Source organism: Paraburkholderia sp. PGU19 (assembly GCF_013426915.1).
GTDB lineage: Bacteria > Pseudomonadota > Gammaproteobacteria > Burkholderiales > Burkholderiaceae > Paraburkholderia.
In genome coordinates this window covers 1,373,240-1,394,042 of the sequence record NZ_AP023181.1, presented here as the reverse complement: position 1 = coordinate 1,394,042, position 20,803 = coordinate 1,373,240, and the positions used below count along the sequence as shown (strand labels likewise).

Here is a 20,803-nt window from a genome sequence, read left to right as displayed (position 1 = left end):
CTCACGGGTCGGATTGACAGTTACTTACTTCTTGCGCACTGCCCAGCTGAAGAACGTCGAGAGCCAGGCCTTCATTGCCTTTTGCGTCGGCAGTTTTTCGGGCCAGTTGTTCAGCAGAAAATCCTCGACAGTTGAGGCGTCGATGCGCTCGATATTCCAGTCGCGAAAGTAGCTCCGTACGCCTTCTCCACGTCGTCGCCACTCGTCTCGATATGATGCCGCGTACGTCGCCGCCTTCTGGTCCATGTAAGTGAAGATAACCGCCGGGAGATTGCCCCGGCCCTCGAGTATCGCCTCGAAGCGCCGTTTCTTTTCCGCCAGCAGTTCGAGCATTTTCGGGTCACCCTCAAGGACCTTCGACAGACGAATCGATCAATTGTCGGGTCGGACCCAATAATACGACGCGACTTTCTCATAGACTCGGCCCGGCAATCCATCGGGCCGGGTCCTCCGCCTCGCGTTCATGATTCACCCCTTGCGCAAAAGGTAAACAGGCGGAGCCGGGTCGCTCGGCAGTGACACGGTCCTGTGCCCGGCCCGACGCTCCTGCAGGGCCTGGAATGTTTCCCCGGTAACCACGACAGCGTTTTTGCCGGGACGCGGCGGGTCGAAATTGAATTGGCGCCGGAACCATTCGGCCTGCTTTGGATATCGCTGTTTGCCGGTCACGAGTTTCAGGTCCTCATTCGTCATCAGTCGGTCGGCCATGTTGTTCTCTCCAGCGAATCTTCTTGTGCGAGGACGGGCATCGGCTCGTTTTCCTGGTCTCGTGGTCCTTGAGCCAAGTACGCATTCACGTCAGCTGCATCGTCAGAACATTTGGTCTTCGTCTTGAGCGAGGCGAGTACTTCGGCGCGTTGATGTTGCAGAAGAATGGAGCCCGGAGGACGAATCAGTGCGAGGAAAGTTGATCTCCGCAGCGAGAGCAACTCGTTGATTTCGAGTTGATACACCGGTGCCACGAGATCAGTGCGACCGGACTTACGCAGCATCATCACCGCACGGGATGCAGCGTGCGAGAATTCAACCCGCAGGCGTTCTGCGGAGTCCGAGTCCACAGCGCCCGGAAGCTCGACAGCGGTCACCGCAGACCTGCCCATAAGGTCTTCGAGAAGTTCCGACAGTGGGGCCGATGCGAAATGCCTGACGACGTCCGCCGCTTCCATCTTCAGTTGAGCTTTACGCAAATCGAAGGTATTCCACGGGCAACCGGTGCTAACGATCCCGAGTTTCGACGCAGATTTTCACACCAACCTGAACATCCGGATGGCAGAGTCGGGTTGGCCTGGACGGACCGCGTTTCCGTACCAACGCAGAAACACATCCTCGCCCGTGATCTCCTCAAGCTTGGGGTCCCCGTGTTCGGTGAAAAAAGCCCGGAGTGTATCTATTTCGCTGCGCCGGCGAGCGGCGGCCTGTCTGCTTGCCAAGGGCAATGAGCACTGTTCAATGCCGTGCAGAAGTTCGAGGGCAGTCGCCGGACGAATGAGCGCGACGCGCGATTGCTGCTCCTGAACCCATTGCGCACGGGCAAGCTCAAAGTTCTGACCTAGGACAAGTTTTGAACCGTCTTTGCACAGCAGATAATAGGTGACAGCTCCGTTTCGACCGCGGCGCGCGCGCATCCCTTTCGGACGATCAGTTCTCCGTGACATCTGATTTTCTCCGAGTTGTATATGCAAGTGATATATCGGGGCGGAGATGACCCAGTTCTTGGGACAAAATCTCCAGGCAGTCCAATGGATCCAGGCCCGTGCTCAAGAGCGTCTCGAGACGAGCTTGTGCGTAGCTGTGTCGCAGGCCGTGGAACCCGTAAGAAAAACCCAGTGCCTGATTGCTGGCTGATGAAAAGGATTCCGAAGTAGCTTGTCCACCACCAACCTGGAAACGTACTTCCCGGTGCACCAGGCGATCGATGACAGGGGTGGGCGTGTCAAGCCGCAGAGACTGTAGTTGCACATGCAACTCAATAGGAATCAGAATGCTGCGCGCCAGCCCACCTTTGCCAGTGACCCGGTAGATGACGCCCTCAGGCATCCCGGTGAACAGGTCATTGCGCCACGGACGGTTCGGCTCTCGCGCAAGTTCGTGGGCCTCCCGCAGTTCGTACAGCTCTGCGGCCCGGACACCTGCGTGAAACGCAATCCGCGTTGCGAGCGCATTGTGCGGTGCCTGACGACGTGCGATCCGCTCCATCTCGTCAAGCGTATACGCCCGTCCCTCGGTGATAGTCGGAACCTCGGCGTTGAGGTGAGTCAGGGCCACGCTGTACACCAGACTCAACGCCTGGCGATGTTGGTCGAGGGTTTTCTGGCGCCAACGCGAGCTCTCATGAAGCAGATAAGCTTCTATCTCTGCGCGCGTGACTGGCCAGTCAATACTGGCACCTTGTGCAATCCGCCACCGCAGGAAATCCCGCAGGCACTGCTCGAAGTTGCGTGCAGTGCCAACCGACGTGATCACGTTGTGAACCAGGCTGCCAAGCGCAGTCTTCGATTGCCCCAGGGCCAGGACGGCCGAGATACGTGAGCGTGCGAACTGTTCGACGGAGATCGATCTTCTGGTCATTTCGCTTTCTCCCACGCGAAATGAAGTCCAAGCGTCTTGAGAAAGCGCTGGACTGTCGATTTGTGAACCTTGATCTGAAACCGCGCTTCGATGTTGTCGGCGAGTTTCTGAAGCGAATAGGCGCGCCTGTCCGACGCCTTCAGGCGGGCCGTTGTGAACCGGCGGATCTGATCAACAATCGGCGACCGGTTCAGCCTAGAGTGTTTGTTGCGTGTGCGCATGCATCGACCTCCGTAAAGGAAGTGTCGCATCCACGAGGGGGGATGCTACCCGCGCGGCTAATGCCGCCGCCGCCACGAGTGGGCGACGGGTCAGGAACTTTTGCGGGTTGATGCGGAGCCCTGACCAAGGGCAGCGACTGCGGCGCGAGAGCCATTTCTAGTGACGAGCAGGACGCTCTGGCACATGCTTGATGAGTTGCGGTTTCTTGAGGGGGCGGCGGATCACATCGGAAGTGCGATCCCAATTGCTCCGCGCTCCAAGCCCGAACGACGCTAAGAGACGCCCTTCGAACATGTCTCTGCATGCGACGTCGAAGCACGCCAGCAATTAGCCGGGGTGATTTTCTGGTCGGGAGGAAACGCCAACCCACCTCTCAGGCGAGAAGCAGGCATCGTCTTCGAAAAAAGACGCATTTTACTCGTATGAGGCGACCGTCCTGGGCGGATGAGCAGTCTTTCATACGTTAATTCTGAAGCGGTGTCCCGGAGGACTCATGCTGGACTAGCAGCTGGTGACAAGTATATAAGTAAAAAAAGATTTTGTGGCATACCTGCTTCGCTGTTGTCAGGATGCAACATGTCGTACTGAGAAGGATCGCGCGGTAGTTCATGGAAGCTTCGAGGAGAGCACAACCGGTTCCATGGCAAGTCCGGTGTACCTGTCTTGCCGAGGCAGTTTCTCTTGGGGCCTTTCACACTATCTGAATCCTTTGACAACGAACGCGAAATTGATGAAAGCGAGGAGCATGAGGTCCAGCGTGTCGAATCGGGAGAAGACACGATGGAAGCTTTCGGGGCAACGAACCCGCCGTTCGACTTCGAGTCTGCGCTTGTGCATCTCGCGGTCGAATTCCCATGGTTCAAAAAGGTTGGTTGTTGGGTGGAACAACAGGGATGAAGCCGGGGGCGAGGCGCGAGTTGTCGCGTCTTGTCGCCTTCATTTACCTTCTCCATAAGCGGGGGCAGCCACCGATCGGACCGCACAAGGCTTTGCAACAGGGCTCGCCCTTGTGGTCCATTATCCGCCTGACCGGAGAGAGTGCGGACACTATTGTTGTTCGAGCATCCGCGGTAACAATGTGAATCTTGGCGGTCCATCCACGTCGTGAATTTCCGATTGCTTGAGGTCCGTTTTCTTCCCTCGCTGCCATCCATCGAAACCGCCTTGTTCCAGATACGAACGATCTGGTTGCGCTGCAATTCCGTGAAGATGCGAATTTGTGAGAACAGTCCCTAGGACGGTTCTTCTTCAGAGGTCCGGGATGAGCCCGGCATGTAGTCGGCCAGAGCGTTGGTGAAGAAGTCGTCTCCCAGTTCTCCTTTGATGGGTTTGCTTTCGAGAGACGGCACTATTCTCATATTGGTGCTGTCTGACCGGGGGGTTGTGCTGCCCAGGATGTTAGTGAGCCCGATACTCTCGAGCATGGCCCCGAGCTCGGCGAGATGTTTGATGAGATCTGCGCGCCGCCGTGGGGACGGCTCACGGTCAAGACGGTCGGTCAGTTTGGGCTGGCCGGCCGAATTTATCGTGACCTGAATTTTGTGCGATTTCATGAGCGCGCCTTGCACGCCGATTGCCCTGCCAGTAGAAAACCGACGGCGTTTGTAAAACGGGGTTGATCCAGAAGCTTGACCTTACACCCAAGTACGTCGCGCAGAGTAGAGAGGTAGTAGTGCCCCGCGCCTCCCGCAGCGAATACGGTGAGATCCTCGGTCGTCCGGAGCGTGGTAAGAACCGACCGGCAAACCGGGATCGTGACGTGAAGGGCGTCCTGCAAATACGGCTTGAGGTCGATCTGCTCGCCGTTGTGATAGAGGGGGGTGCCTTGAGCTATCGCACGGTCGATCCGGTCAATATTGGTGAAGCGCCCTTTGAAGTTAGCTTGCAGTCGCGATGCAATTTCGCGAAGAACAAGGGCTGCGCCTCCTGGCAAACCGCCGCAGCGCTGACGGTCGATTTTAAAGCTGGCCGAAGATACGAACGTGTCCGTCGTACCCCAGCCCGAGTCAATGACCGCGCACGATGTCCCGTTCACAAATGCGTCCGGGGCTGTCGCTCGCAAATACGCGTACGAGCCGAGTGGCTGAGGGAGAACCGCGACATCGTTGATCGTGAATGTGCCATGTCCAAAGCTGTGAACACCGCGAAATTTCTTGATCAGCAGCGGCGCATAGGCGTGGAACGTGTGAAATGGGAGACCCAACGTCAGCAGGTCGATATTCCTGAAGCCACACTTGACGAGTGCGGCCAGGACCAGGGTGCGGTACTCTTCGGTCGTCGCGAAGTCGTCGTTTTCGCTGCGGGTCGTGCTGGTCGAGACAACTTCGCTATCCAACGTATCGACCATAAAGGTCTCGCCTCCCTCAAGGTCGATTCTGAGATCAGCCTCGCGCACTCCGATTCCCTCCATGCCAGCCGTCAACGCGGTCTGCGGCGAGCGAACGCTAATAGACGGAAAGCTCCCGGTTGAGACTTCTCCATCGCGCATGAATGCGTACTTGGTCGAGGAGTAACCGACATCGACCCCGACAGCTACCGGCTTTTGAATCCCAAAGGTGGGTTCGTTAAACATGAGTTGCGCTCCTGTCATCGTTGAAAATCAGGTTGGTTGCGGAGAGTTCATGGTGGAGGTGTACTCCCCGCGAGCTTGTCTTGCGCCGATGCAAGCGGCGTCCGGAATATTCGCTAAGGTATACTTAGGTTCTCCTTACGTGTCTCGCATGTTGCCACTCAACCGGCGAATCGCAGCCGATTGAGCGTAATACCGGTAAAGCTCCATTGCCTGAGCGAACAGAATCAGGCGATTCACTGCATGAAAGATAGCCGGCATGATGCCGTGCGTGTCCCCTCAAGGAAACGACTTGCCGCGGTCATGCAATTTACGGAGGGCGTCGCGCGCGCGGCCAACGCGCGACGCCTTAAAGTCGATTGAATTGCGAATGGGAATTTTTATTCGCTGCATTTAGGCAGCGGAGCGACGAGCGCGATCCGCAGAGAGGATGCATCGCGTCGAAGCTTGCTGATGCGCGGTTAGGCCTGAGGCCTGGCTCGGCTTATCTGGCGGTCTCGTGGTTGAAGTGGCCACACCAGCGAGACGTTTGCGTTACGTTGGGATTTGGATTTCAGGGAAAGTCGCCCGAAACGTATGAATCATTCATACGCGGACAGGATGCTCGTCGGTGGCCCGTACGCGCACTCCGATGAGTCGCACCCGGTGACGGAGTGCCGTTGCACGGTCAATGCCCAGATCGAACAACTTGACCTAAACATTTCGGCTTCATATGAGCACTCGTCGTGCTCCTGCATCCGGGTGGTCGATCTGTTGATCAACCTATGCCGCTCTGCGGCCTCTCAGTTCAGGGGGAAGATTACCCGATGTGATCTGGGCGTGCAACAGAAATCTTCCACGCTAAAGAGTACGTTCTAGTACGAAAAATTTCCGACATGAACGGGACGAATCGCGTTTGTGGTCGGCGTGATTACGGCGTGAAGAAGGGAAGACCTCTGTTGAGATGGTAGTCACGCGCACGGCGTTGCGTATAAGGCTGACGGTCGCGCTGGGCGGCATCTCGCTCGGGCCCTTAGGTATTGAGATTCCGACGATTTACGTGCGGTCGTGTATCCCTGACACAGCCGTTTTCTCTGGCTGGAAGTATATCTATATCAGCGATGTTGAATGACGTTTTGTATGCGCTGTTGAGACCAGCTTGACTACGGCCGCATCACTACGGCCGCGGAGCCTGGCGAGTGCATTGAACATATGTGGCACATAGGTTGTACTTGGTTGTCTCGGCGAAGGGATTTTTTGCACTTTACTGATCCAGGTATCACTTTAGTGGCACTTTGCTCGATAGATCCTAGCATCACGTCGGCACCGGCGGGCGTGACACGACCGCTGGAGCACGGCTTGTCCGGCAGACGACAGCCGGCAGATGGCGGATGGCAGCCGGAGGGAGGAGCTGGGGTGATGACCGCCTAGTTGGGCAATACCAGGAGTGTCAACTCAACGCGGTGTCGACCAGCTCGCTTCTTTAACTCCGGCCGCTCGGCCACTGGCATGAACTCCTGTGCTCCGCGGTCCACTCGTCGGTGATAGTCGGACATGTGGCAAACATCCGCTGAAAGTGTCCAACTCGATCGTTGCGTTTAGTACAGTCGATTGCGCAGAACTAGGAGCAGTGGAAATCCATGAAACCCTTGTCCGGCATAGACCTGGGCGAATCAAAACGGATTGGAATGGACCCTGACACAGCCGTATTCCCGATAACCGCACCGACCGGTCGTCGCTAACCTGAGCATCGCGGATCAGCGAGCGTGCCGTTTGGCTCACAGGCGCTTTGGCGAGGCGTGTCTGGATTGCGCGAGACGGGTGACTGATCTGGCAAGCTGCATGACTTGCCTTCGCAATCGGTTTGAATGTTCAAGCACCGGGGTTTATCCGGTGCACAAATGCAGGATTAGCTGTGCCGTCGCCCGCGCTCGGCTGTAACAGATGAAACGCCGATGAGTGTTGCTTGACAGGCGCCGCGATCTCGCCGGGACCGGCCGGGTGAAGATCAAACACACGCAAACGTTTCAGGACGACTGGCCGCTCGTGGCTTGGCACATCGCTTAGCCGTAGACCATCCTTAGCGAAGAGGAAACCTATGGCAGACGTTAGCGCGACGGTCATCGGCTTTGCCGGTGTACTTGCCGGCGGATATTTCAATAATTTCTTTGCCGAAGACTACAAACGCTTTCGGGATAGCCAAGCGCTCGCGGGCGCACTTGCCGGTGAACTAAAATCGCATGGAGAGGCGATACCGCTTCTAAAGAACATGCTTACCCTTCTTCATGGGCGAGCCAAAACAGGCGGGGAATTATCGCTACGTGAAATGCCCGCACCGGGAAGTCCTATTTTCGAGGCGAATGCGGAAAGCATTGGCAAGCTCGGCCCAGAACTGGCGAACGGCGTCGCTTACGTTTATGAGCAAATCCGGGCGTTCCGGGTTGTCATGTCCATGCTCGCGAGGCAAAGTAAGAGACTCCCGAATGGCGAACCGCGCTTATCGAGAATGAAATGAACGCGTCCCACCCGAAACCGTGAGAGCAGATGAAGGAGGTGGATCCTCACGGGCCAACGGCATCGAAGTGCCCAAGAAGGAAAATGCACGCATTTCCCGGCAACCGGAGGATCCACGATGAACAGTATGGCAGTGGGTGTAGACATCGCCAAGCTGGTTTTCCAGGTGCATTACGTTGATCAGGAAACAGGCGAGATCGTGAACAGGCCGATCAACCGCTGCAAGGTCCGGTGATCCCTCTTCGGATCCCGTCGAGACTTCGGGAGAGCTCAAATCGTACGGGGAGTACCGGGTGATCGAGTACGAAGAGGCCGGGGTAATCTGGAGAGAACTGCGGGAAGTGGATTGCATGAGCGGTCAAGATGTTGTCAAATCTGGCGCTACGGCCTGTGTGCGATGGAGGGGCGTCGAAGGCGATCAGGCCGGCGAAGCCATCATCGAGCGCATGCGCGCGGCCTTGATAAGACCGGTTTTGCGCGGCAGCGATTCGGGGCGTGAAAGTGACCGGCAACAACTCGCTGCTCAACGGCTTGCAGATCCCGGCGGCAGTGAACCAGGGGGCTGACGGCACGCCACGTCGGTGCGATTCCGACGATACATCGTCATCGGTGTTTGATTTGCAAATTATCGACCAGGACGCAGAAGATCAATACGATCCGACTTCCCTATGTCGACGAGGAGAAGCAACGCATTCTCGCTGCGATCGACAAGAAGACCGAAGGTAAGAAGATCGTGGCGAAAAACTGGCTGAAGCTACGGACGGAGTAAGGCAGGTCGTAGACCTCATGGAAGCATTGCGTACGAGTCTGAACGGCGCAAAGCCGAACGCGACTGCTGCCGCGCCGAATCGCGAGTGCGAAGAGACCGTCACCGAGCTTCGCTTCGCGCTGTTACGCGCGAGCACGCGCCTGCTTTGTTAAGTCCGATATAACAGCAAACTTGAATTCAGATCCGCTGTGCAAAGTCTTAACCACCGCGGCAAAACGCATGGGATCGCAAGATTGACAGCGACCCGTGCGATTGATTCGGTTTAGCCTCACAGTATGTTGCCATACCGCCGAAGCGCTGGAACGCCTCCCGCTTTTCATCTAGGCTGGGCTATTACCGCGTCGGACTACGGAGGGTTCGATGAGTTCGATTCCAAATGACGAGTACGAGTGCTTTACTTGCGACAGAAGATTCAAATCGCGCGCTTTCAGCAGCTCCCGCGAATGGGACCGCGTCCATTTTGAATATTCACTTCCGGAAGTCGAAATAGAAGGTACATACGGGCTGGAGTGTTACTGTTCGTTGGAATGTTTGACCGCGCGCAGAACTGATGTGATGGCGCGAGAAAATGTGCCGATCCGTCGGCCGGGCCTTGAACCCGTCGAGATCTGTGGAAAATGTGGTGGTCCCGTTGACATGACTGAATTTCATCTCACCTACGTGGAAGATGAAACAGTTCGTCGGGGCATGTTCGAGGTCCAGGTAGTCAGCGTGGATTACCTCGCTGTTGTTTGCCGTCAATGTCGCCCACTGAAACTCAAGGATATCGGGTCGTTCGTTATGTGCGAGAACGATGAGAAGATTCCGGAGCAAGAAAACGTGACGCCCACCGACGTACAAGACGCGCTTCCGATTCCCTGATCAACGCCGCGCCCGGACAGGTTCGCCCCGGACGACTCATTCGCTGAGGAATCAACTGCTCAGACTTTCTCGTCGCATCGCTGATGCACAGCGGTTCCGTTGGACGCTAACGTGAAGGGGCAGCATATTAGGCGACTTCCCAGTCGTTGGCATTGACGATCAGGCGCCTACAGATGCGCGAGCTGCAAGGCTTGCTTGGCGTATCGCGCAGCGTGCTCTCGGGTCTCGTTGCAGCGGGACTCGTAACCCCAACGCGCGGGCCGCGAAATGCGTATCGCTTCACCCTCCGAGATGCCGTTCTTCTTCGCACAGCGTTGCAGTTGCGGACAGCGCGAATACCGCCGCGTAAGATTATTGCGGCGCTCTCAAGACCCAGAGAGGCATTGCCCGATGAGTTGCCGCTGACAGGTATCCGCGTTTCGGCCGTCGGCAACGACGTCGCAGTGCGGATGGGGCCGTCGCAGTGGGACGCAGTCACCGGCCAACTCTTGCCGGACTTCAAAGTCGCTGAGATCAGGGCAACGTGGTGTTCCTCGACACTGGCACCTGCTCGTCACAATGGCGAACGACACGCAGAGGAATGGTACAACCCGGGCGAACAGCTCGGAACGTCGGACCGCAATGGAGCAGAGCAGGCTTGTCGGAAGGCAATCGAGATATCGCCGCTACCTTACTATGCGGCGTACGTGGACCTCGGTGCGCTTCTACGCGAACTCGAGGCGCGCTGTAACGATGCACTTCTTCTATTCGACGAGGCATTCGTTCACTTTCTGGATGATGCGGTGCTGCACTTTAACCGCGCCGTCGCTCTCAAAGAACTGGGCCGGTTCGACGACGCCGTAGATGGCTATCAAGGCGCAGGGATTGCTGAATAAGCAGATCGCTTCGGAATTTTGTCTCAGCGAAATAACCATCAAGACAGACCGGTCGCATTTGATGAAAAAAAAGAAAGCAAAATCGGCCGCCGAGCTGGTTAGAATGGAGGTGTATTTGAAAGATGTCGCTTCAAATCAAGAAAATTATGCGATCGCAGACGGCGGCCATCAAATCATTAACAACCCGTCGCTAATAAGTTAGTAGCGACCGGGCTATTCGAGAGAGCTAGCGCCAAGCATTCACTCGGCTCGGCGCGACGCCACAGAGATTGCGCTGGGCGAATCCTATCACCGTACTGCATCGGTGGCTTGGTTGCGCTTTCTTGCGCGAAGTGTTTTGTCATTGACTCTGATACAGAGCAAGCATCCTCGGCTCGTTTGCGATACTTAAGTATATTGAGCAGACTCTTATGTGGTGTGTGAAACCTCCTATGGATAATGGATTTTTTCGCGCCTCTGTCTAATATTAAGCCGTGGGTCACGCATAGATATCAGTTTTCAATGGAGGAGGTTTTCGAGCGCATTTTAACGATTTATTTCCTATTTTTCAATCGATTGCGATGTACAGCTAAATCGAGGATATTTCTATGTCTTGCTCTTTGCATCATTGGATTTTCATTGGCTCAAACGCTTACGATGAATACGTTTTCGTGCCGTGGCTTAATAGAAATGTTTATCTTCGGACCGTCGATCTATGCCATGTTTGCGTTCAATAGGCGCGAAATCAGACGTCCCCGAGAACGCGGCGGCGCGCGAGCTGTATGTGTGTGTCGCCGCCGGAATAGGGAAGGAAAACTCGCGCAATGCAGCCTCTTGTTGTGACCAAGGGTTTCGAGCAGTAACTGTCAAGTGCGCTTAAACATGACCATGTTTAAGCATGGTCGCTTTACGAGATATCACGGGAGATATCTTATGCGACTGTTATCGATTGGCGAGACTGCGACGGTACTGGGTGTGGCGGTGGGTACACTGCGACGCTGGCCCCGGCTGGGATTATTGCTGCCGGTCTGCTGGACTATCGGTGGGCATCGACGTTATCGACATGACACTGTGCAGACCGTCGTTGGGGCTGAGCGTGTCGCAAACGGCAAGACGATCTGCTACGCTCGTGTTTCTTCACACGACCTGGCTGGGCAGTTGGAGACGCAGGCGTCGAGGCTGGGTTTACAGATGTCGAGTCATTTCGGTCCTGGGAAGCGGCCTGAACTACCATACCGCAAAAAAGGGCGATAGCGATTGCTGCTCGAGATCCTTCGCGGACGCGTCGCCCGGCTTGTTCTAGTCACCAAAGACCGGCTGCTGCGTTTCGGTAGCGGGTTGCTGTTTCGAATCTGCGAATTCTTTGGCGTCGAGGTCGTGATTCTGGATACCGCACCGGATGCCAGCCGCGAGCAGCAGCTGACGGAAGACCTTGTCGAGATCCTGACTGTCTTTTCCTCGCGGCTGTACCGATCACGCAGTCGCAAGAACTTGCGGGCGCTGGCGGCCTGATGCAGTCGACGACGCAGACACGCTTGAACCTGCCATCGCATGACGAGCAAACGCTCGATGCGATGACGGCGCTTTACGGCACAATGAAGCGCAAGCTGTACGCGCGCATCGCAGCAAACGGCGGCAAGGCGAAGTCGCAGAAGACGGCATTCTGCCGGCAGCACGGCATTTTCGCGCGCATGTTCAATGCGATAGCGATTAACCTGCAGGGGCTGCTCGATGGCACACGTGAGCTGCTGGTTTCGGAACGCAAGGACCTGCTCAAGGCAATACGTGACCAGCAGCGCCAGCTCGACACACGGCGGGCACGTCTTGGCGAGATTGCGGCCGATCGGCCGCGCATGAATCCGCAACGCGAGGCAAAGCTTCGCCACACCACATATCGCAATGGCCTGGCGCTGACGCGCTTGCAGGCGAAGCGTGCCAGACTCGAGCGCCGGCTCGCTGCCAATTTGCCCGGCATCTGCTTTGGCACACGCAAGCTGTTTGCCCAGCACCATGACCTCGCAAAGGCCGGGCTCCGAAACCATGACGCGTGGCTGAGCGTCTGGCGGGACCGTCGTTCGTATCAGGTCTTCTTTGGTGGCTCGAAGGACGAGACCGGAGGTAATCAGCTGTACCAGCCTAGTCGCATCGGCGACAATCGTTACCAACTCGAGATTCGCGTGCCGGACTGCCTACGTAAGAAGTTCGAGCGGAAATACCTCATCATTAGCAACGTGACATTCAATCACGACCGTGTGGCACCGAACGAGGTATTAGCCGCGAATGTCGCGCTCACCTGTCGTCTGCACTGGGACGGACGTCACTGGCGGGCCTTCGTGTCGTTCGACCACGCCCTTGCCCGAAGGGTGACACCCGACGTGCAGCACGGCGTGGTCGGACTGGATTGCAACGTTGATCACCTAGCCGTCACCGAGGCGGATCCGTTTGGTAACTTGCTACGCACGAAGCGCTTCGCGTTGCTTCGTGAAGATGCCGCCTCGGGCCAGCGTGAGGCTGTGCTGCGCTGGCGGCGGCGGTGGCGTGGGCGAAAGACGAACTGAAACCTATCGTCGCTGAGGACCTCGATTCCGCAGCGAAAAAGAAAGCGACGGCGCTGCTCAGCCCGAAGGGCGCACGGATGCTTTCGGGGCTGCTCTACGCAAAATACCGGCAACTGCTTGAAGCGAAGTGCTTCCGGACAGGTGTCGAACTGATCCTGATTGACCCGGCCCATATGTCGGCCATCGCTGCGATGAAATACGCAGCGCGACGAGGCTGGAGTGTGCATGCTGCCGCAGCGGGCGTGATCGCCCGACGCGGGCAGAAGTTGACTGAACGTCTATCACGCACTGGCACGGCTGTCCGTGTTGCGGTGCGGGGTGGTCATCACGCCGTCGAGCTACCTGCAAGGAAAAGCGGAGATTCGTGTGTGACTGCCTGGCGTAGCGTTCATGCAGCGTACAGAGGTGTGGTGCGCGAGCGCTGGCGCCACCCGGCGCGGCTTACCGCGCGGGAGTGCAGTCACCACTGGCTGCGGTGATAACGCCGCGCCCCCTCAGCAGGGACCACCGTTACCCCTGCGCCCCAAATCTGCATGTGCAGATTTGTGCACCATTAAGTTAGCGGTCAAAGTGCGCGTCGAGAATGTCAAGGAGCACTGACTATTGTGTCGATGGAAAGGCAATCATGATGCGATACTGAGACGGTACCCGCGGACCGACCGCTAACGGCTGGTCTGCGGCTCTCGTTTTTTTGAAGGAGAGAGGGCGGGGCGAATGCACGAGGCGGACCTACAGCGAGATGCGTCAACTAGTGGTGCGTGCAGGCGGCAAGATCACAAAAACGCCGAGCACATCGGCCTTCGGATTCGTTCAAGCGGACGTTCGATACGCTTAAGCGTCAGACTCGCTTGGCGATGAACGCTCAAAGCGTCACAAATCTGCTTTAAAGGTCATGGTCATAGCACGCCGACGTATTCGCTGCATGCCGGTTAATCTTGTTCAATCGCGAAATCGAGAGCGTGCAGAAGATCCTCGAAATTGGGGCGCAAGAAAGGCATCGACTGAACGGAAAGATAGTAGATTGTCCGGTCAGCACGCACCAGAAAGAGGCCAGACTCAAAGAAGATTTCAAGCTCTTCGATTCCAATGGATGACTCGCTATGAGATGTCGAGATAAACAGCCCCCATTTTCGAGCTTCGGTTAGCGGAAGTCCGTAGCCGATTCGCAAGTTGTTAGCCGATATCTTTTTCTGCATTCCTCGCGCGCGAGCTTTGGTATCGGAACTGACGGCAATCGTCGTGACCCCTCGTTCAACGAATTGGGGAGTCAGGCGTTCCAGTTCCTTAAGGTGCGGCGCGCAGATCCCGCAATGAAGGCCTCGATAAAAATAGATCAATGTCATTCGCCCCGGCCTCTTTGAGGCTAGATCGAACGAACCGTGGTTCACGGTATCAACGACAAGTGCGGGTGCCGTTCGACGGGGGACAAGCATGGCGCAACTCCTTTCCTACAGATCGTTCACACCCGTTGACGCAAAAGTTTGGGCATCGAAGCCAAGGCCGCTCGGCCTCCAGGCATTCCCCAGACGGGCGACCAGGTATGTGTCAAGAACCCCAAATACGCTCGCGGAATTTGCGCGGCGACTCAAGGGTACTGCACTGTTGGCGAGCCCGCTGAACAACAGGAAGCGTCCGTTCGAACAATCAAACCCGTACTTCCATCAGAAGAGAGAACTCGCACCAACGGAACAATTATCTATTAATGGATAGGCAGGTTCATGCTGGCTCATAAGCGTGGTTACTGCGTAACGGAAGGGAGAAGCCGCGACCGCCTGATATTGCCTGCCGTAAGGCGCTAATGTGACGTTGCAAGAATATCGTGGTAATTGGTACCTCCGCGCGGAGGCCCGTGTCTGTCGCTATGCAGTTTGCTCGTCCGAGCAAACGTGGACGTAGTCGGTCCTATTGATGGCCGCCACGGCTCCAATACCGACGACAGTCTGCGCGTGTTCTGTCAGGCAAGACGATATTAACGATCCCGGCCGATAACGGCGTCGTAGCAATGCCACTGCGATGCCCGACTCAGCGTCCGTCTCGCCAGTTGGTCGGAGTTGTCTCAGAATCTCTTCAGTGCGTTCGGCTACCGTTTATGGCCCGCTTTTCTCAAAACCAGATGAGCCGTCGCGCCCAGAACGATACCCCAGAACGCTGCACCGAGACCCAGAAAGCTCATGTTGGAAGCTGTGGCGATGAATGTGATCAACGACGCTTCGCGATGGGCTTCGTCTTGCACTAGTCCGACTATGTTCGTAGCAATTGCACCGAGCAAAGCAAGGCCTGCGAGAACGGCAACGAAAGAATTAGGGAGCGCTGCAAACAGCATGACGACCGTCCCGGCGAAGGTGCCCCCTATGAGGTAGAAGAGCCCGTTCGCGATACCTGCGACGTAGCGGCGCTCCAGGTCACGATGCGCTTCGGGTCCGGTGCACAAGGCTGCGGTGATTGCTGCGATGACAATCGTTATGCCACCGGTGCACGCGACCAAGATCGACATCAGGCTCGTCCCGACGAGAACCGGGCGACTCGGCGTCTGATATCCCGATACCCGCAAAATAGCGAAGCCAGGCAAGAATTGGCCAGTCAAGCTCACGATAATCAGCGGGACGGCCAGACTCACTGTGGACTGCCAGGTCCAGGTTGGCATGGTGAACACTGGGCGGGTCACGTGAAGACTGACAGATTCTAGATGCGTCAAACCCAGTGCCACAGCGAGAGCGCAGCCGACAGCTAGTACCAGGATCAGGCAGTAGCGGGCAGCCCATCGACGGAACACCATATAGCTCGCGAGCATTCCCAGAGCGAGCCAGGGATTGACTGCGACCGACCTGAATACGTTCGTCCCGAACTGGAAGAGAATGCCAGCCATCATTCCACAGGCAATCCCTTGTGGAATGCGCTTCACTATCTGGTCAAACAACCCTGACATCCCAAGCGCAAAAATACAGGCGCCAGCGACTATATAGGCTCCTATTGCGTCGCTTACGGCTATGCCCGGAAAGAGCGCAACAAGCAGTGCAGTCCCAGGAGCGGACCACGCCGTGACGATCGGTTGTTTAAGCCACCAGCTCAGCGCGATTCCGGAGACGGCGGCGCCAATCGAAATTGACCAGACCCACGATGCGACGATATCATTGCCGACATGGACGGTACGCGCTGCCTGAAAGAATATTGCGAGCGGCCCGGCGTAGGAAATGATGACGGCGAGCAGTCCAGCCGTAACCGCCGATACAGACCAGCTCCCTTTTGCGGAGGTGGACACCAAAGTACCAATCATGTCTCTCATGGAATCCGTTCGTAGCTTCAGCGAATGGAGGACGGATGACGTGCGAGCGCGTTCACTTGCTTCGTCATGTAGGGAAACAACGGCAATCCGGAAAGGATGGAATGCATTTCGTCGTGTGAGTCTACGTCGAAGATGCTGTAGTTCGCGTACTCGCCGACGATGCGATGCAATTGCTGCCACTTCCCTTGCCGCTGTAGCTCCTGCGAATATTCCTTCTCCCTAGCCGTAATTTCATCGGCTTGCGCGACGGGCATGTCGTGCGGCAGGTGTACGTCCATTCTTATGAGATAAAGCACGGTTCTTCTCCATAAATGCGGCGCTCCTGCCTGTAGCGGCAGGAGGAGTTTGAAGTAATTGAGTTTGCGTTGAGCGCTTTCGCTCAGACTAGCTTGTCGCGACGGTAGAAAGCGAGCTTCTCTTCATCAATTTGGAGCCCGAGCCCCGCTCCTTGCGGCATATGAAGGTCGAAGTTCCGATATTCCGGGCGCGCAGTCGCGATGTCATCCTTCAATAGGAGTGGCCCAAACAACTCGGTACCCCAAGACAGTTGCGGAAGAGCGCAAAATCCGTGTGCAGATGCAATCGACCCGATGCTGCTTTCAAGCATCGTTCCGCCGTAGAGGGAAACACCCGCTGCATCCGCGATCGCAGCGGTCCGCATCATTCCGTAGATTCCACCGGACTTTGCGATCTTCAACGCGAACACGTCCGCGCAAGCATGGCGCACAAGTTCTAAGGCGTCTTCAGGCCCGGTAACACCTTCGTCGGCCATGATCGGTACGATGAAACGTGCTGCAAGTCGGGCAAGTACGCCATGCTGGTCGCGAGGCGTGGGTTGCTCAATCAGGTCGATGCCTGCGGCTTCGAGCGCCTGAATCCCCAGCGCGGCGTCAAACTCGCTCCAGGCTTGATTCACGTCGACGGTGACTTTGGCTCGGTCGCCAAGTGCCGCCTTGATTTTCGATACGTGTGCCACATCATCACGAAGGCTGCGTCGGCCAATCTTGAGCTTGAAAGTGTTGTGGCGACGATCAGCAAGAAGCATTTCGGCTTCTTCGATGTCGCGTTGGGTATCCCCGCTCGCAAGCGTCCAGAGCACAGGGAGTGTCTTGCGAACAGCACCGCCAAGAAGCGTGGAAACTGGGACATCCAAGCGCTTGCCTTGAGCATCCAGCAGGGCTGTTTCAATTGCGCATTTGGCGAATCGGTTTCCTCGGGCGACCTTGCTGAGCTTTAGCATCGCACCGTTGACATTCGTTGCGTCTTCCCCGACAAGTGCAGGTGCGAGATATGTGTCGATGGTCAGCATGCCGACGGTGTAACTGCGGTCGTCGCGCTCGAGTTCATCCGTTGCGGCGCGGACTGTCACGCCGGGCAGCGTAAGCGACGCTGCGGCCGCGCGTGTCAGGGCGAGCCGGTGTTCGGCCGCCGTTACATCCGCTTTCTGCGATGGCTGGCCGGTCGGCATCGGCACGCGTTCGGTTAGTTCCTTTTTGCCTGTCAGTGGAAGCGGAAGCGCGCGGCCGGGCGTGTCAGACCCACTCGCGCGGGACGAGAAAGTCACTATAGAGGCGTGCTTCCGGCGTGCCCGGCTCCGGGTGCCAGTTGTAGCGCCAGTTCACGACGGGCGGCATTGACATCAGGATCGATTCCGTACGCCCCCCGCTTTGCAGCCCGAACAGTGTGCCACGGTCGAACACGAGGTTGAATTCGACGTAGCGGCCGCGCCGGTACGCCTGGAAGTCGCGCTGGGCTTCGCCGTATGGCGTGTCGCGGCGTATCTCGATGATGGGCAGATAAGCATTCAGGAACGCATCGCCAACGCTCTTGACTATCGCGAACGACTTGTCGAAGCCCGGCTCCGCGAAATCGTCGAAGAATATCCCGCCGATGCCACGCGGCTCGTTGCGATGCTTCAGGAAGAAGTAGTCGTCGCACCAGCGCTTGAAGCGCGGGTAGAGACGGTCGCCGTATGGCTGCAGCGCATCGCGGCAGACGCGGTGGAAATGCTGCCCGTCTTCCTCGAACCCGTAGTAGGGCGTCAGATCCATGCCCCCACCGAACCAGAACACGGGCGCTTCACCTGCTTTCGTCGCGACGAGCAGCCGCACGTTCATGTGAACGGTCGGGCAGTACGGATTGCGCGGATGCAACACGAGCGACACACCCATCGCCTCGAACCCACGTCCCGCGAGTTGCGGGCGCAGCTCGCTTGCCGAGCCGGGCAGCGCGTCGCCTTGCACATCCGAGTAGCCGACACCCGCGCGTTCGAAGAACATACCGTCTTCCAGAATGCGCGTGCAGCCGCCGCCGCGCAGCTTCTCGTCGGGCGCGCGCTGCCAGCTGTCGGTGGCGAGCGGCGTGCCGTCGAATGCACCGAGCGCGTCGGCGATCCTTGTCTGCAAGTCCTGCATCCAGGCGCGGACGGTCTGGGTGTCGTGAGCGTCGTCAATCGAATCTGTCATGATATGTGGGGCGCGGCAGGTGCAAAACGCCGGCGCGGTCGAGACTTAATGAGGCGGATTGGGCGCTATGCGCCGTTCGCGCAAAAATCTGATGGCTGACCCAAGTGTAGACTCGGGGGCGGACATGTGTGCGTAGGCTCCGAAGGGCAGTACCAGGCAGACCTGCGCTGCCTTCTCCAACTACAACAACATGCATTCGAAGTGTCTTCATGATGGCCCGGATGCTGGCGGGCGGGCGCGGAAGTCATTGGGATGCAACGCGCGCCCCTCTGCCGGTCAGTAGAACCGGCGCGCCTTGCAAGCTCGAAATCGACGGTCTATCGCCCCTTGTGCCAGTCCTCGAACGTCTCAAAATGCTTTAGATTCGGCTCCAATGGATCCGCTAGCAAGCAGAACGCAAGGATCGGTTCGCGGCGTCAGAATCGTTACCTGGCGCTTCGCGCGCGTGACGCTGACGCGGAGCGACTGACGGGCCTGATCATCAATGTTTCCGCATAAATTGAGGCGCACAATTCTGTCGCCATTCAAGGGCGACAGTCCCTTACGGCTCTCCGGCCATCCTTCGAAGATGATCACTTCATCGAACTGCTTTCCCTTGGCCTTGTGCATGTTCATGACGATGATGCCCGACTCGGGCTTTGCGTCAGTTGAGAAATACTGTCGAATAAAGGCCTTCCTCGTGATTTCAAGGGCGTTATGGTATCCGCCATTGTTCCTCCAGTCTTGCGACAGGGTCTGATGCAACTGCGTGCCACGCTGGAGTGTGCTAATACCCCTTGCGTCGTCGGCCACTTCCCGCAGGCGTTTACACACGCCTCCCTCTAATACGTGTCTGACCGCGCGCCAGTCAGCGTCAGGGTCACCCGTCAGTTTCAACGCACAAACTTGGTCATACACTGCCAGAACGTTCACGATGATGCCGTTCTTGCGAATTGTTTTGCTTTTAGCCTGCGCGACAAACAGTTCCTCATATGCCTTGCGTAAGCGTGCGGCTTCATTGAAGGCTTCGTGCCTAGGCTCGTCACCTCCTTTACCGAGGTAATATTGGCTAAGTAGTTCGATAAACCGCGCAAAATGACGGGGACTTGAGGTAGGCTGCATCAGTAGTGCGATGACGTCTGCCGCAAGAATGGTGGCTTCCATCTCGACTACCGCGGTGTGCGAGATCTCGGGCATGCCAGCCGGTGGCAGACGCAGAGCATCTGAGACAAGTCGCGTCATCTTGTTTGTCGGAACCAGAATTGCCACTGACCAATCCTTGGTGCCTTGGTTTACGAGGCGTTGCTGCGCAGCGTAGGTAGCTGTTGCGAGCATTGCCATAGCTGGGGCCATGTACGGCTCGAAGTACCGGACTGTGACGCCTTCGTAGATTTTTTTGCGGATTTTCCCGATCAGGAGATCGTCGCCATATGTACCGATTTCCGTACCAGCGCTGCGATGATTGTCGGACAGCAGGTCGACATTAACTGGCTTAAAGATTTTTCGGAATTGATCAAGACGGGCCGAATCAGCGCCGATCCAGTCATAGATTCGCTGCTCGGGATCGCCAAGTGCCATGAGTCGGGAATGCCGGCCCAGCGCCTGTACTACCCGCCATTGGGCACTGTTTGTGTCCTGGAACTCGTCAAGGATGACGACAGGATACATATCGGAGACGAGACGAGACACGCGTTCGCTCCCACACAGGATGTCACCGGCATACGTTGCAAACAGATCAAAGCAGACTCGTCCTTCGTCCATTGCGAGGCGTGTGCGCTCTCGCTCTTCGGCGAGGCGTTTCGCCTCTTTTTGCCCTTCTGTCAGCTTTCTTCCCGGAAACCGCGCACGGGTGTCTGCGAGCGCAATGGCTTCTGCAGGCGGAGTGAGAACATCGATTCGTCTTGGTAGGCCGATGAGATGCCCATGAGCCTTCAGGATACGCCAGAAGAATGAATGGTACGTCTCGACGTCGATACGATGCTTCTGGCCTATAGGCATCTTCTGTTCGCGTTCGACGGCATCTTCAACGCCCGTGACAATTGCCCGCGCAAAACTGACAAACAGGATCTTTTGGCCCGCGGCCAGTTCGCTTGCCGCGACCTTTGCGGCTTTCAGGATTGAAACAGTTGTCTTGCCTGAGCCCGGCCCGCCAACCACCAGCAGGTGGCCATCCGTAGACATG

The 20,803-nt window shown here is 57.0% G+C and carries 23 protein-coding genes and 2 pseudogenes; 11 read left to right on the top strand and 14 right to left on the bottom strand.

Translation table 11 applies throughout. The features are described 5' to 3' along the window. Positions 1–24: 24 nt before the first annotated feature. The 8 genes from H1204_RS51850 to H1204_RS35930 form a co-directional block, all read right to left on the bottom strand. Complete coding sequence (locus tag H1204_RS51850) at positions 25–333, bottom strand: hypothetical protein (RefSeq protein ID WP_243468826.1); 309 nt, start codon at positions 331–333, stop codon at positions 25–27. A gap of 135 nt (positions 334–468) precedes the next feature. Continuing rightward, positions 469–708 (bottom strand): DUF4224 domain-containing protein, encoded by a 240-nt coding sequence (locus H1204_RS35960; protein ID WP_180733476.1) that lies wholly within the window; start codon positions 706–708, stop codon positions 469–471. After that, a complete protein-coding gene (locus H1204_RS35955) occupies positions 693–1,187 on the bottom strand; it encodes a hypothetical protein (RefSeq protein WP_180733475.1) in 495 nt (164 codons plus the stop codon). Before H1204_RS35955 ends, H1204_RS35960 begins: the two co-directional genes overlap by 16 nt. A gap of 57 nt (positions 1,188–1,244) precedes the next feature. Beyond that, complete coding sequence (locus H1204_RS35950) at positions 1,245–1,655, bottom strand: hypothetical protein (RefSeq protein ID WP_180733474.1); 411 nt, start codon at positions 1,653–1,655, stop codon at positions 1,245–1,247. After that, on the bottom strand, positions 1,639–2,568 hold the full coding sequence (locus tag H1204_RS35945; RefSeq protein WP_180733473.1) for a site-specific integrase: 930 nt from the start codon (positions 2,566–2,568) through the stop codon (positions 1,639–1,641). Before H1204_RS35945 ends, H1204_RS35950 begins: the two co-directional genes overlap by 17 nt. Continuing rightward, positions 2,565–2,789: a hypothetical protein gene (locus H1204_RS35940; protein WP_180733472.1), complete on the bottom strand. Its 225-nt coding sequence runs from the start codon at positions 2,787–2,789 to the stop codon at positions 2,565–2,567. The genes H1204_RS35945 and H1204_RS35940 overlap by 4 nt, the downstream gene beginning before the upstream one ends. Before the next feature lie 1,233 nt (positions 2,790–4,022). Next, positions 4,023–4,343, bottom strand: coding sequence for a hypothetical protein (locus H1204_RS35935; protein ID WP_180733471.1), 321 nt, complete (start codon positions 4,341–4,343; stop codon positions 4,023–4,025). Then, a complete protein-coding gene (locus tag H1204_RS35930) occupies positions 4,340–5,362 on the bottom strand; it encodes a ParM/StbA family protein (protein ID WP_180733470.1) in 1,023 nt (340 codons plus the stop codon). Before H1204_RS35930 ends, H1204_RS35935 begins: the two co-directional genes overlap by 4 nt. A gap of 2,074 nt (positions 5,363–7,436) precedes the next feature. Between H1204_RS35930 and H1204_RS35925 the strand changes: the two genes are divergently transcribed. The 11 genes and pseudogenes from H1204_RS35925 (at position 7,437) to H1204_RS51835 (ending at position 13,373) form a co-directional block, all read left to right on the top strand. Next, complete coding sequence (locus tag H1204_RS35925) at positions 7,437–7,853, top strand: hypothetical protein (RefSeq protein ID WP_180733469.1); 417 nt, start codon at positions 7,437–7,439, stop codon at positions 7,851–7,853. A gap of 117 nt (positions 7,854–7,970) precedes the next feature. After that, positions 7,971–8,072, top strand: a pseudogene (locus tag H1204_RS35920) (IS110 family transposase); the annotation flags it as partial. 73 nt (positions 8,073–8,145) lie between these two features. Continuing rightward, positions 8,146–8,418, top strand: coding sequence for a hypothetical protein (locus H1204_RS35915; RefSeq protein WP_180733468.1), 273 nt, complete (start codon positions 8,146–8,148; stop codon positions 8,416–8,418). Positions 8,419–8,638: 220 nt separating this feature from the next. Continuing rightward, complete coding sequence (locus tag H1204_RS52745) at positions 8,639–8,773, top strand: hypothetical protein (protein ID WP_274608242.1); 135 nt, start codon at positions 8,639–8,641, stop codon at positions 8,771–8,773. Positions 8,774–8,981: 208 nt separating this feature from the next. Next, positions 8,982–9,482, top strand: a complete 501-nt coding sequence (locus tag H1204_RS35910) for a hypothetical protein (protein ID WP_180733467.1) — start codon at positions 8,982–8,984, stop codon at positions 9,480–9,482. Between the two features lie 173 nt (positions 9,483–9,655). Continuing rightward, positions 9,656–10,357 (top strand): hypothetical protein, encoded by a 702-nt coding sequence (locus tag H1204_RS35905; RefSeq protein ID WP_180733466.1) that lies wholly within the window; start codon positions 9,656–9,658, stop codon positions 10,355–10,357. Further along, positions 10,341–10,463 (top strand): annotated as a pseudogene (locus H1204_RS51845) (LuxR C-terminal-related transcriptional regulator); the annotation flags it as partial. The gene H1204_RS35905 and the pseudogene H1204_RS51845, both read left to right, overlap by 17 nt. Before the next feature lie 755 nt (positions 10,464–11,218). Next, on the top strand, positions 11,219–11,590 hold the full coding sequence (locus tag H1204_RS53025) for a MerR family transcriptional regulator (RefSeq protein WP_346015764.1): 372 nt from the start codon (positions 11,219–11,221) through the stop codon (positions 11,588–11,590). A gap of 3 nt (positions 11,591–11,593) precedes the next feature. Further along, on the top strand, positions 11,594–11,848 hold the full coding sequence (locus H1204_RS53020; RefSeq protein WP_346015763.1) for a hypothetical protein: 255 nt from the start codon (positions 11,594–11,596) through the stop codon (positions 11,846–11,848). Further along, positions 11,848–12,894 (top strand): hypothetical protein, encoded by a 1,047-nt coding sequence (locus H1204_RS51840; protein WP_243468825.1) that lies wholly within the window; start codon positions 11,848–11,850, stop codon positions 12,892–12,894. Before H1204_RS53020 ends, H1204_RS51840 begins: the two co-directional genes overlap by 1 nt. Further along, positions 12,870–13,373: a hypothetical protein gene (locus tag H1204_RS51835; protein ID WP_243468824.1), complete on the top strand. Its 504-nt coding sequence runs from the start codon at positions 12,870–12,872 to the stop codon at positions 13,371–13,373. The genes H1204_RS51840 and H1204_RS51835 overlap by 25 nt, the downstream gene beginning before the upstream one ends. Positions 13,374–13,823: 450 nt before the next feature. On the opposite strand, the gene H1204_RS35885 is transcribed toward H1204_RS51835, so the two are convergent. The 6 genes from H1204_RS35885 to H1204_RS35860 all read right to left on the bottom strand — a co-directional run bounded on the left by H1204_RS35885 (position 13,824) and on the right by H1204_RS35860 (position 20,802). Then, positions 13,824–14,327, bottom strand: coding sequence for a peroxiredoxin-like family protein (locus H1204_RS35885; protein ID WP_180733464.1), 504 nt, complete (start codon positions 14,325–14,327; stop codon positions 13,824–13,826). 647 nt (positions 14,328–14,974) lie between these two features. After that, complete coding sequence (locus H1204_RS35880; protein ID WP_274608241.1) at positions 14,975–16,177, bottom strand: benzoate/H(+) symporter BenE family transporter; 1,203 nt, start codon at positions 16,175–16,177, stop codon at positions 14,975–14,977. Positions 16,178–16,194: 17 nt separating this feature from the next. Beyond that, entirely contained in the window at positions 16,195–16,473 is a 279-nt protein-coding gene (gene catC / locus H1204_RS35875) for a muconolactone Delta-isomerase (protein WP_180733463.1), read from the bottom strand. Positions 16,474–16,556: 83 nt separating this feature from the next. Continuing rightward, a complete protein-coding gene (locus H1204_RS35870; RefSeq protein ID WP_243468823.1) occupies positions 16,557–17,645 on the bottom strand; it encodes a muconate/chloromuconate family cycloisomerase in 1,089 nt (362 codons plus the stop codon). A gap of 64 nt (positions 17,646–17,709) precedes the next feature. Beyond that, on the bottom strand, positions 17,710–18,642 hold the full coding sequence (gene hemF, locus H1204_RS35865) for an oxygen-dependent coproporphyrinogen oxidase (protein WP_180733462.1): 933 nt from the start codon (positions 18,640–18,642) through the stop codon (positions 17,710–17,712). 348 nt (positions 18,643–18,990) lie between these two features. Continuing rightward, a complete protein-coding gene (locus H1204_RS35860) occupies positions 18,991–20,802 on the bottom strand; it encodes an ATP-dependent helicase (RefSeq protein ID WP_243468822.1) in 1,812 nt (603 codons plus the stop codon). Position 20,803: the final 1 nt, after the last annotated feature.

Coding starts and splice junctions, on each gene's coding strand:
- H1204_RS35925 (WP_180733469.1), top strand. CDS start 7,437: ATGGCAGACGTTAGCGCGACGGTCATCGGCTTTGCCGGTGTACTTGCC.
- H1204_RS35880 (WP_274608241.1), bottom strand. CDS start 16,177: ATGAGAGACATGATTGGTACTTTGGTGTCCACCTCCGCAAAAGGGAGC.
- H1204_RS35940 (WP_180733472.1), bottom strand. CDS start 2,789: ATGCGCACACGCAACAAACACTCTAGGCTGAACCGGTCGCCGATTGTT.
- H1204_RS51840 (WP_243468825.1), top strand. CDS start 11,848: ATGCAGTCGACGACGCAGACACGCTTGAACCTGCCATCGCATGACGAG.
- H1204_RS51850 (WP_243468826.1), bottom strand. CDS start 333: ATGCTCGAACTGCTGGCGGAAAAGAAACGGCGCTTCGAGGCGATACTC.
- H1204_RS35950 (WP_180733474.1), bottom strand. CDS start 1,655: ATGTCACGGAGAACTGATCGTCCGAAAGGGATGCGCGCGCGCCGCGGT.
- H1204_RS35960 (WP_180733476.1), bottom strand. CDS start 708: ATGGCCGACCGACTGATGACGAATGAGGACCTGAAACTCGTGACCGGC.
- H1204_RS53025 (WP_346015764.1), top strand. CDS start 11,219: ATGACCATGTTTAAGCATGGTCGCTTTACGAGATATCACGGGAGATAT.
- H1204_RS35945 (WP_180733473.1), bottom strand. CDS start 2,568: ATGACCAGAAGATCGATCTCCGTCGAACAGTTCGCACGCTCACGTATC.
- H1204_RS35870 (WP_243468823.1), bottom strand. CDS start 17,645: ATGCCGACCGGCCAGCCATCGCAGAAAGCGGATGTAACGGCGGCCGAA.
- hemF (WP_180733462.1), bottom strand. CDS start 18,642: ATGACAGATTCGATTGACGACGCTCACGACACCCAGACCGTCCGCGCC.
- H1204_RS35885 (WP_180733464.1), bottom strand. CDS start 14,327: ATGCTTGTCCCCCGTCGAACGGCACCCGCACTTGTCGTTGATACCGTG.
- H1204_RS35905 (WP_180733466.1), top strand. CDS start 9,656: ATGCGCGAGCTGCAAGGCTTGCTTGGCGTATCGCGCAGCGTGCTCTCG.
- H1204_RS35935 (WP_180733471.1), bottom strand. CDS start 4,343: ATGAAATCGCACAAAATTCAGGTCACGATAAATTCGGCCGGCCAGCCC.
- H1204_RS35910 (WP_180733467.1), top strand. CDS start 8,982: ATGAGTTCGATTCCAAATGACGAGTACGAGTGCTTTACTTGCGACAGA.
- H1204_RS35930 (WP_180733470.1), bottom strand. CDS start 5,362: ATGTTTAACGAACCCACCTTTGGGATTCAAAAGCCGGTAGCTGTCGGG.
- H1204_RS52745 (WP_274608242.1), top strand. CDS start 8,639: ATGGAAGCATTGCGTACGAGTCTGAACGGCGCAAAGCCGAACGCGACT.
- H1204_RS35860 (WP_243468822.1), bottom strand. CDS start 20,802: ATGTCTACGGATGGCCACCTGCTGGTGGTTGGCGGGCCGGGCTCAGGC.